Here is an 11,632-nt window from a genome sequence, read left to right on the forward strand (position 1 = left end):
TGCCCAGTGACGGACGGCCCGGTGAACGACGACAAGCTCCGCTCGTACCTCAAGCGGGTCGCCGCCGACCTGCACAGCACCCGGCGGCGGCTGGAAGAGGTCGAGGCCGCCCGGCACGAACCCGTGGCCGTGGTCGGCATGGGCTGCCGCTACCCGGGCCGGGTCGCCTCGCCCGAGGACCTGTGGGACCTGGTGGCCGCCGGCGCCGACGCCGTCACCGGGTTCCCCGAGGACCGCGGCTGGGACGTGCCGGCGCTGCACGACCCCACCCGCGAGCGACCCGGTACCACCTACGCCGCCGAGGGCGGCTTCCTCACCGGCGCCGCCGACTTCGACCCCGCCTTCTTCGGCATCTCCCCGCGCGAGGCCCTGGCGATGGACCCCCAGCAGCGACTGCTGCTGGAGACCACCTGGGAGGCGTTCGAGCGGGCCGGCGTCGACCCGGGCCGGCTGCGCGGCAGCGACACCGGGGTGTTCGTCGGCGTCATGTACCAGGACTACGCGCTGCGCCTGCGCCAGGTGCCGGACGACATCCAGGGATACCTCGGCAACGGCACCTCCGACAGCGTCGCCTCCGGCCGCCTCGCCTACGCCTTCGGCCTGGAGGGCCCCGCCGTCTCGGTCGACACCGCCTGCTCGTCCTCGCTGGTCGCCCTCCACCTCGCCTGCCAGGCGCTGCGCCGCGAGGAGTGCGCCATGGCCCTGGCGGGCGGAGCGATGGTGATGTCGACGCCGGTGCCGTTCGTGGAGATGAGCCGACAGGGGGGACTCGCCGCCGACGGGCGCTGCAAGTCCTTCGCCGCCGAGGCCGACGGCACCGGCTGGGGCGAGGGCGTCGGCATGCTCCTCCTCGAACGCCTCTCGGACGCCCGGCGCAACGGCCACCGGGTGCTGGCCGTCGTGCGCGGCACCGCCGTCAACCAGGACGGTGCCAGCAGCCGCCTGACCGCCCCCAACGGACCCGCCCAGCAGCGCGTCATCCGGCGCGCCCTGGCCGACGCGCAGCTGGCCGCGGCCGAGGTCGACGTCGTCGAGGCGCACGGCACCGGCACCCCGCTCGGCGACCCCATCGAGGCCCAGGCCCTGCTCGCCGCCTACGGGCAGAAGCGCGAACGACCTCTTCTGCTGGGCTCGTTGAAGTCCAACATGGGCCACACCCAGGCCGCAGCCGGCGTCGGCGGGGTCATCAAGATGGTCATGGCCATGCGGCACGGCACCGTACCGCCCACCCTGCACGCCGAGCGGCCCACCCAGGCCGTCGACTGGTCCTCCGGCGCCGTCCAACTGGTCACCGAGGCCGTGCCCTGGCCACGGACCGGAGCCCCGCGCCGCGCCGCCGTCTCCTCCTTCGGCATCAGCGGCACCAACGGGCACGTCGTCCTCGAACAGGGCGACCCGGAGGAACCGGCCACGGCCGTTCCCGGCACCGGACTCCCGGTGCCCCTGCCCGTCTCCGCCCGCAGCGGCGACGGTCTGCGCGCCCAGGCCCGGCGGCTCGCCGCGCACCTGGCGGCACACCCCGAGCAGCCCCTCACCGCCGTGAGCCACGCCCTGGCCGCCGGGCGGGCCGCTCTGGAGCACCGGGCCCTCGTCGTCGCCGCCGACCGTGACGCCGCCGTCGCCGCCCTCGACGCCCTCGCCGAGGACCACCGCTCGCACCCCGGCACCGGCGGCGACGTCGCCTTCGTCTTCCCCGGCCAGGGCTCCCAGTGGACCGGCATGGCCGGGGCCCTCCTCGACACCGAACCCGTCTTCCGCGACCGCATGGCCGCCTGCGCCGACGCCCTCGCACCGCACGTCGACTTCTCGCTGGACGAGGTGGTCCGCGGCACGCCGGGCGCGCCCGCGCTCGACCGCGTGGACGTCGTCCAGCCCGCCCTGTTCGCCGTGATGGTGTCCCTCGCCGCACTTTGGCGCTCCTACGGCGTCGAGCCGGCCGCCGTCGCCGGGCACAGCCAGGGCGAGATCGCCGCCGCCGTCGTCGCCGGGGCCCTGTCCCTCCAGGACGGCGCAGCCGTGGTCGCGCTGCGCAGCCGCGCGCTGCGCGCCCTCGCCGGACAGGGCGGCATGGCCTCCGTCCCGCTTCCCGCGGACGAGGTGCGCGCGCTGCTCGCGGACCGCGGCGACGGACTGTCCCTCGCCGCCGTCAACGGGCCCGCCTCGGCGGTCGTCTGCGGCGACATGGCCGCCCTGGACGCCTTCCTCGCCGACCTCGCCGCACGCGACCTGCGTGTGCGGCGCATCCCCGTCGACTACGCCTCGCACGGCCCCCACGTGGAACGCATCCGCGACGAGGTGCTCCGCGTGCTGGACGGCATCCGCCCCCGCACCGCCGACATCCCCCTCCACTCCACCGTCACCGGCGAGCCGATCGACGGGACGCTGCTGACCGCCGACCACTGGTACCGCAGCCTGCGCCACACGGTGGAGTTCGAACGCGTCACCCGCGGACTGCTCGCCGCGGGCCACCGCGTCCTGCTGGAGGTCAGCCCCCACCCGGTGCTCACGCTCCCCATGGAGGAGACGGCCCGCGCGGCCGGCGCCGAGGACACCGTCGTCGCCGGCACCCTGCGCCGGGACGACGGCGGCCGGGACCGGTTCCTCGCCGCGGCCGGCGAGCTCTACGCGGCCGGCACGGCCGTCGACTGGACCGCGGCCCACCCCGGCCCGGCCCCCGAGCGGGTCGACCTGCCCACCTACGCCTTCCAGCGCAGCAGGTTCTGGCTGGAGGACGCCTCGGCGCCCCAGGGCGACCTGTCCGCCGCCGGCCTCGCCGCCGCAGGCCACCCGCTGCTCGGCGCCGTCGTCTCCCTCGCCGACGGCACGGGCCAGGTCCTCACCGGGCGGCTGTCCACCCGCACCCACCCCTGGCTCGCCGACCACCGGGTGGGGGAAGCGGCCCTGCTGCCCGGCACCGCGTTCCTGGAACTCGCGGTGGCCGCCGCGGACCAGGTGGGCTGCGGCCAGGTCGAGGAACTCACCCTGCACGCGCCGCTGCGCCTGCCCCCGGCGGGCGGCGTCGCCGTCCAGCTGACCGTCGGCGCGCCCGACGGCGAGGGCCGCCGCCCCCTGACCGTGCACTCCCGGCCCGACGACACGGACGACGACGGCGGCGACGACGGCGACGGCGCAGAGTGGACCGCGCATGCCACCGGCGTCCTGTCCGCCGTTCCCGCCGCCGCGGCCGAGCCGCTCGCAGCGTGGCCGCCGCCCGGCGCCGAGCCGGTCGACATCACCGGGATCCACGAGCGGTTCGCCGCGGGCGGGTTCGCCTACGGACCCGCCTTCCAGGGCCTGCGCGCCGTCTGGCGCCTGGGGGAGGAGTACCTCGCCGAGGCGCACCTGCCGGACGACCGGCAGGGCGAAGCCGCCCGCTTCGGACTGCACCCCGCGCTGCTGGACAGCGCCCTGCACACCACCGGACTGATGGGCGAGGGCGGCGGCCGGATGCCGTTCACCTGGACCGGGGCCGTCCTGCACGCCCAGGGCGCGACCCGCCTGCGCCTGCGGATCACCCCGACCGGCCGGGACGGCATGGCCCTGCGCGCCTGGGACCCGGCAGGACAGCCAGTCCTGTCGGTGGCCTCCCTCGGCCTGCGCCCGGCCGATCCCGACGCCCTCCGGAGCCCGGCACGCCACCACGACTCCCTCTTCCACCTCGACTGGACGCCCCTCGCCCCGGCGGCAGGCCCGGCGCGCGCCCGGTGGGCCCGCCTCGCCGGGTCGACGCACACGGACACGGACGGGCACACGGACGCCGACTTCGTGCTCGCCGAACTCGCCCCCGCCGACGACGCCCGCACCGCCGTCCACCACGCGCTCGCCCTGCTCCAGGACTGGCTCGCCGACGACCGCCGCGCCGGCTCCCGGCTGGTGCTGCTCACCCGGGGCGCCGTGGCCGCGCACCCCGGCGACGACGTCGCCGATCTGCCGCTGAGCGCCGTCTGGGGACTCGTCCGCTCCGCCCAGTCGGAACACCCCGGGCGCTTCCACCTCGTCGACACCGACCGGGACGACACCGGGCCCGCCGCCCTGGCCGCCGTGCTGGAGACCCACGACGAACCGCAGTTGGCCCTGCGGGACGGCCGCTGGCTCGCACCACGCCTGGCCCGGACCCCGGCACGGGACGACGACCCGGCGCCCGCCCTGGACCCCGAGGGCACCGTGCTGATCACCGGCGGCACCGGCCTCATCGGCGGGCACGTCGCCCGCCACCTGGTACGCCACCACGGAGTACGGCACCTGCTGCTCGCCGGCCGCAGCGGCCCCGACGCCCCCGGCGCGGCGGAACTGCGCGACGAACTCGCCGCCCTCGGGGCCGACGCGCGGATCGAGGCCTGCGACGCGGCCGACCCCGGACGACTGGCCGAACTGCTGGCCGGCGTGCCCGCCGGCCACCCCCTGACCGCCGTGATCCACGCGGCCGGAGTCCTCGACGACGGCGTGATCGAATCCCTGACGCCCGACCGCGTCGACACCGTGCTGCGGCCGAAGACCGACGCGGCGCTCACCCTCCACCGCCTCACCGAGGGACTCGACCTCACCGCCTTCGTGCTCTTCTCTTCCGCGGCCGGTACGTTCGGCGGCCCGGGCCAGGGCAACTACGCCGCCGCCAACGCCTACCTCGACGCCCTCGCCCACCACCGGCGCGCCCGCGGCCTGCCCGGCCGGTCGATCGCCTGGACCCTGTGGGAACAGCGCAGCGCCATGACCGGCCACCTCGGCGACGAGGAGGTCCGCCGCATCGCGCGTTCCGGCATGCGCCCCCTCACGGTCGAGCAGGGCCTGGCCCTGCTCGACAGCGCCCTCACCGTCGACGCGCCGCACCTGGTCGCGCTGCGACTGGACACCGCGGCCCTGCGCGGCCGGACCGCCGCCGACCCCGTGCCCCGGCTGCTGCACGGCCTGGTCCGCGCCCCGCTGCGCCCGCAGGCCGCGACCAACGGCCCCGGCGGCGACGAGCGGCCGGCGCTGATCCTGCGGCTCGCCGCCCTGGACGGCCCCGGCCGCCGGCGCGAACTGCTGGACCTCGTCCGCGAACAGGTCGCCGCGGTCCTCGGCCACGCCTCCGGGCAGGCCGTGGAGACCGGCCGCGCCTTCCGCGACCTCGGCTTCGACTCGCTGGCCGCCGTCCAGCTGCGCAACCGCCTCGGCACTGCGACGGGGCTGCGGCTGCCCGCCACCCTGGTCTTCGACCACCCCAACCCCGAGGCCCTCGCCGCCCACCTCGACGAGGAGCTGACGGGCACGGGCGAGGCGCCCGCCGCCCCGGCATCCCGGGCCGCGACGCGCGACGACGACCTCGTCGCCGTCGTCGGCATGGGCTGCCGCTACCCGGGGGGCGTCCGCTCCCCCCAGGACCTGTGGGACCTCGTCGCCGCCGGCGCCGACGGCGTCGCCGCCTTCCCCGCCGACCGCGGCTGGGACCTCGACGCCCTGTACGACCCCGACGGCGAACGCCACGGCACGTCGTACGTGCGCGAGGGCGGATTCCTCGACGCGGCGGGCGAGTTCGACGCGGGCTTCTTCGGGATCTCGCCGCGCGAGGCGCTGGCCATGGACCCCCAGCAGCGGCTGATGCTGGAGACGTCCTGGGAGGCGCTGGAGCGCGCGGGCATCGACCCCGCCACCCTGCGCGCCACCCCGACCGGCGTGTTCGTCGGCGTCATGCACCAGGACTACGCCGCCAGGCTGCTGCCGCACATCCCCGAGGAGGTCGAGGGCTTCCTCGGCGCCGGGAACTCCGGCAGCGTCCTGTCCGGCCGGATCAGCTACACCCTCGGTCTGGAGGGGCCCGCGGTGACGGTCGACACGGCGTGCTCGTCCTCGCTGGTCGCCCTGCACCTGGCGGTACGGGCCCTCAGGTCCGGCGAGTGCACCCTCGCGCTGGCCGGCGGCGTCACCGTCATGTCCAGCCCCGAGCTGTTCGTGGAGTTCAGCCGGCAGCGCGGCCTGGCCTCCGACGGCCGCTGCAAGGCCTTCGCCGACGCCGCCGACGGCACGGGCTTCGGCGAGGGCGTCGGCGTCGTCGTCCTGGAGCGGCTGTCGGACGCGCGGGCGGGCGGGCGCCGCGTGCTGGCGGTGGTGCGGGGCTCGGCGGTCAACCAGGACGGGGCGAGCAACGGGCTGACGGCGCCCAGCGGCCCGGCCCAGCAGCGCGTCATCCGGGCCGCGCTGGCCGACGCCCGGCTCGCACCGCAGGACGTGGACGCCGTCGAGGGACACGGCACCGGAACCCGGCTGGGCGACCCCATCGAGGCCCAGGCGCTGCTGGCCGCCTACGGACACGACCGCCGGCAGCCCCTGTACCTCGGGTCGCTGAAGTCCAACATCGGACACACCTCGGCGGCCGCCGGAGTGGGCGGCGTCATCAAGATGGTCCAGGCGCTGCGGCACGGGACGCTCCCGAAGACCCTGCACGTGGACGCCCCCTCGACACAGGTCGACTGGTCGGCGGGCGCGGTGGAGCTGCTGACCGAGGCACGCGAGTGGCCCGCCGACGACGGCCGGCCGCGACGGGCCGCCGTCTCCTCGTTCGGCATGAGCGGCACCAACGCCCACCTCGTGCTGGAACAGTTCCCGGAGCCCCCGGCCCCCGCCGGGGAGGCCGCCGGCGGCCCGCCCGTCCCCTGGACCCTCTCGGGCCACACCCCCGAAGCGCTGCGCGCCCAGGCCGGCCTTCTCGCCGCCTTCGCCGAGAGCCACCCGGAGGCCGGCCTCGCGGCCGTCGGCCGCGCCCTCGCCACCGGCCGTGCCCGCCACGAGCACCGGGCCGTCCTCGTCGGCGACCGTGGGCAACTGACCGCCGGCCTGCGGGCCCTGGCCGACGACAGCCCCTGGCCCCGCACGGCCCGGGGCGTCGCGGGACCGGTGGGCCGCACCGTCTTCGTCTTCCCCGGCCAGGGCGCCCAGTGGACCGGCATGGCCCTCGAACTCCTCGATACCTGCCCGGCGTTCGCCTCGGCCCTCGCCGACTGCCAGACGGCCCTCGCGCCCCATGTCGACTGGTCCCTGACCGAAGTCCTGGGCTCCGCCGTCGAGATGGAGCGCGTGGACGTCGTCCAGCCCGCCCTCTTCGCCGTCATGGTCTCCCTCGCCGCGGCCTGGCGGGCCTACGGCGTCGAACCGGACGCCGTCCTCGGGCACAGCCAGGGCGAGATCGCCGCGGCCGTCGTCGCCGGGGCGCTCAGCCTGGAGGACGGCGCCAAGGTCGTCGCCCTGCGCAGCGGGCTGCTGCGGGCCGTCGCCGGCCGCGGCGGCATGGCGTCCGTGGCCCTGCCCGCCGACCGCACGGCCGCACTGCTCGCCGCCTGGGGCGAGCGGCTGTCCGTCGCCGCCGTCAACGGCCCCCGCTCCACGGTGGTCGCGGGCGAGGCCGCCGCCCTGGCCGAACTCCTCGCCGCGTGCGAGGCCGACGGTGTCCGGGCCCGCCGGATCGAGGTCGACTACGCCTCCCACTCCGCCGAGATGGACCCCTTGCGCGAACAACTCCTCGACGCACTGGACGGGTTGCGCCCTGCCCGCGCGCATCTGCGCATGTACTCCACCCTCGAGGCCGACTGGCTCGACGGCCCCGAACTCGACGCTGACTACTGGTTCCGCAACCTGCGCGGCACCGTCCGCTTCGCACCGGCCGTCCAGGCGCTCGCCGAGGCCGGGTTCACCGCGTTCGTGGAGACCAGCCCGCACCCCGTGCTCACCGCCGCCGTCCAGGAAGCGCTGGACGACGCCGAGGGCGGCCTCGTCGTCGGTTCCCTGCGCCGCGCCGAGGGCGGCCTCGGCAGGCTGCTGCTGTCGCTCGGCGAGGCCCATGTCCAGGGCCTGCCCGTCGACTGGTCCGCCGCCCTCCCCGGCAGCGGCTCCCCGGCCGCCGACCTGCCCGCCTACGCCTTCCAGCGCACCCGCTACTGGCTGGACGCCCCCGTCCGCACCGGAGACGTGGCCACCGCCGGACTCGGCGCCACCGGCCACCCGCTGCTGGGCGCGTCCGTCGACCTCGCCCGCTCCGGCGAACACCTGCTCACCGGACGGCTCTCGGCCCGCAGCCAGCCCTGGCTCGCCGACCACGTCGTCCTCGGGACGAATCTGCTGCCCGGCACCGCGTTCCTGGAACTCGCCCTGCGCGCCGCCGACGAGGCCGGCAGCGCCGTCGTCGACGAACTCACCCTCCACACACCGCTGGTGCTGCCCGAACGCGACGGCGTCCACCTGCAACTGCGGGTCGGGCCCGCCGAGGACGACGGCAGCCGGATCCTCGGCCTGTACGCCCGCCCCGAAGACGACCCGGGCGCCGAATGGACCCCGCACGCCACCGGCGTCCTCGGCCGCGACGACCGCGCCACCGCTCCCGCCGCGCCCGCGGCCTGGCCGCCGCCGGGAGCCGAGCCCGTCGACCTGACCGGCGTCCACGACCGCTTCGCCGACGCCGGCTACGCCTACGGCCCCGCATTCCGCGGACTGCGCGCCGCCTGGCGGCACGGCGCCGACGTCCACGCCGAGATCGCCCTCGACCAGCCGTCCGACGCGGCCCGCTACCTGGTGCACCCCGCCCTCCTCGACGGCGCCCTCCAGGCCTGCGCCCTGCTCGCCGGACAGGACGGACAGGCCCGGCTGCCCTTCTCCTGGACCGGCGTCGCGCTGCACGCCGCGGGCGCCGCCGCGCTGCGCGTGCGCATCCGCGCCGCCGGACCCGACGCGGTCGCCCTCGACGCCTGGGACCTGGCCGGAGAGCCCGTCCTGTCCGCCGAGTCGCTGCTCCTGCGCCCGCTGACCCCCGGCGCGCTGACGCCCGCCGCCGGCCGGGACGGGCTCTACCGGGTGGAGTGGACGCCGGTCCCCGCCGACGGGCCCGAGGCCGGGCACCCGGCCGTCCTGGACGACGCCTTCCTCGCGGGCCTCGCCGACCGGGCCGACGAGGCGCCCGCCCTGCTCGTGTGGCCCTGCCCCGCCGAGACCGGCGACGACGCCGTCCGCACCCTCACCGGCCACGCGCTGGACCTGGTCCGCCGCTGGGTCACCGAGCCCGCCCTCGCCGAGGCCCGCCTCGCGGTCGTCACCCGCCACGCCGTCTCCACCGCCCCCGGCGCCCCCGCGCCCGACCCGGCGCAGGCCGCGGTGTGGGGACTCCTGCGCGCCGCCCAGAGCGAACACCCCGGCCGTTTCGTGCTGGTGGACTCTGACGGCGCCCCCTCCTCCGCCGACGCGCTGCCCCGGGCGCTCGCTGTACGCGAGCCCCAGTTCGCCCTGCGCGAGGGGGCGGTGCTCGCGCCGAGGCTCGCCCGTGCCTTCCGGGACCCGGGCCTGCGACCCCCGGCCGGCGAGACCGCCTGGCACCTGGCCGTCACCGGGGACGGGGGCCCCGACGGCCTCGTCCTGCTGCCCGCCCCGCACGCCCACGCCCCGCTGGCCGCGGGCGAGGTCCGCATCGCCGTGCGCGCCGCCGGACTCAACTTCCGGGACGTCGCCGTCAGCCTCGGCCTCGTCCCCGGCCAGAGCGTCCTCGGCAGCGAAGGCGCCGGGGTGGTCCTGGAGACCGGACCCGGGGTGAGCGGCCTGGCCGTCGGCGACCGCGTGTTCGGCGTCTTCGGCGCAGCCTTCGGCCCGGTCGCCGTAGCGGACCGCCGTGCCGTCGTCCCGATGCCCGCAGGCTGGTCCTTCGCCCAGGCGGCCGCCGTGCCCGTCGCTTTCCTCACCGCCCACTACGGCCTCTTCGACCTCGGCGGTCTGCGGGCGGGGGAGACGGTCGTGGTGCACTCCGCCGCCGGGGGCGTCGGCATGGCGGCCGTACAGCTCGCCCGGCACGCCGGAGCCGAGGTGTACGGCACGGCGAGCCCCGCGAAATGGGACGCCCTGCGCGCGCTCGGCCTCGACGACGCGCACCTCGCCTCCTCCCGCACCCTCGACTTCGAGCCCCGCTTCCTCGCCGCCACCGACGGGCGGGGCGCCGACCTCGTCCTGGACTGCCTGGCCCGGGAGTTCGTGGACGCCTCGCTGCGCCTGCTGCCCCGCGGCGGACGGTTCCTCGAGATGGGCAAGGCCGACGTCCGCGACGCGGACGCCGTCGCCGCCGTCCATCCCGGCGTCCGCTACCGGGCGTACGACCTCGCCGAAGCAGGACCGGAACGGATCGGCGAGCTGCTGCGGCGCCTCGTCGCCCTGTTCGACGAGGGGGCCCTCACCCCGCTGCCGCTCACCTGCTGGGACGTACGCCGGGCCCCCGAGGCGTTCCGCCACGTCGGCCGGGCCCGGCACACCGGCAAGAACGTCCTGCTGCCGCCCCGCGCGCTCGACCCCGACGGCACCGTCCTGATCACCGGCGGCACCGGCACCCTCGGCCGCCTCGTCGCCCGGCACCTCGTCACCGAGCACGGCATCCGGCGCCTGCTCCTCGCCGGCCGCAGCGGCCCCGACGCGCCCGGCGCGGCCGAACTGCGCGACGAACTCGCCGCCCTGGGCGCCGAGACGCGGATCGTCGCCTGCGACGCCGCCGACCGCGACGGCCTCGCCGCCGTCCTCGCCGGCGCCGACGCTCCGCTCACCGCAGTCGTGCACGCCGCCGGCGTCCTCGACGACGCCCTGGTCGACTCGCTCACCCCCGCACACCTGGACCGGGTGCTGCGCCCCAAGACCGACGCGGCGCTCGTCCTGCACGAACTGACCCGCGACGACGACCTTGCCGCCTTCGTGTTCTTCTCCTCCGGCGCCGCCCTCCTCGGCGGGGCCGGACAGGCCAACTACGCCGCCGCCAACGCCGCCCTGGACGCACTCGCCCTGAGGCGCCGCGCCGAGGGCCTGCCGGGGCTGTCGATCGCCTGGGGCATGTGGGAGGAGCGCACCGGCATGACCCGGCACCTGGACGAGGCCGACCTGCGCAGGATGAGCCGCGGCGGCGTCACCCCGCTGACCTCCGCCGAGGGCCTCGCCCTGTTCGACCGCGCCCTCGCCTCGGACCACGGCCATCTGCTGGCCGCCCGGCTCGACACGGCCGCGCTGCGCACGGGCGGCCAGGAGATCCCGCCGCTGCTGGCCGGCCTGGTCCGCGCACCGCGCCGGCGCGCCGCCGCCGAGGCCGCCTCCGGCCGCGCCGCCGACGACCTGACGACACGGCTGAGCGGGCTGTCCGAGGCGGACGCCCACCGGGCCCTCCTCGACCTGGTGCGCAGCCACGCCGCCGCCGTCCTCGGCCACACCTCGGCCGAACGCGTGCAGCAGGGCCGCCCGTTCAAGGACCTCGGCTTCGACTCCCTCACCGGCGTCGAACTGCGCAACCGGCTCTCCGCCGCGACCGGCGTGCGGCTGCCCGCCGGACTGGTCTTCGACCATCCCACGCCCGAGGCACTGGCCCGGCACCTCGGCACGGCCGTCGGCGAGCGCGCCCGCCCGGCCCGCCCGGCCGCGTCGCCGGCCGAACTCGACGGGTTCCTGGAACGGATCGCGGCGCTGCCGCCCGAGGCCCCCGGACGCGATCTGCTGACCCGGCGCCTGCGCGAGGCCCTGACCGCCCTGGAGGCCTCCGCCCCGGACCCGGGGACCGACGGCGAGGTCACCGCCGCGGGCATCGAGTCCGCCACCGACGACGAGATCTTCCACCTCATCGACCACCAGCTGGGCATCTCGTGACGCCCCGGATCCA

General features: G+C 77.2%; 1 protein-coding gene. It reads left to right on the forward strand.

What is annotated here, in order from left to right; all coding sequences use genetic code 11:
• The first annotated feature begins 21 nt into the window (after positions 1-21).
• A complete protein-coding gene (locus tag IE239_RS07345) occupies positions 22-11,619 on the forward strand; it encodes an SDR family NAD(P)-dependent oxidoreductase (protein ID WP_444545008.1) in 11,598 nt (3,865 codons plus the stop codon).
• The last annotated feature ends 13 nt before the right edge of the window (positions 11,620-11,632 follow it).

The sequence above is a fragment of the Streptomyces humidus genome (assembly GCF_014649655.1).
Lineage (GTDB): Bacteria > Actinomycetota > Actinomycetes > Streptomycetales > Streptomycetaceae > Streptomyces > Streptomyces humidus.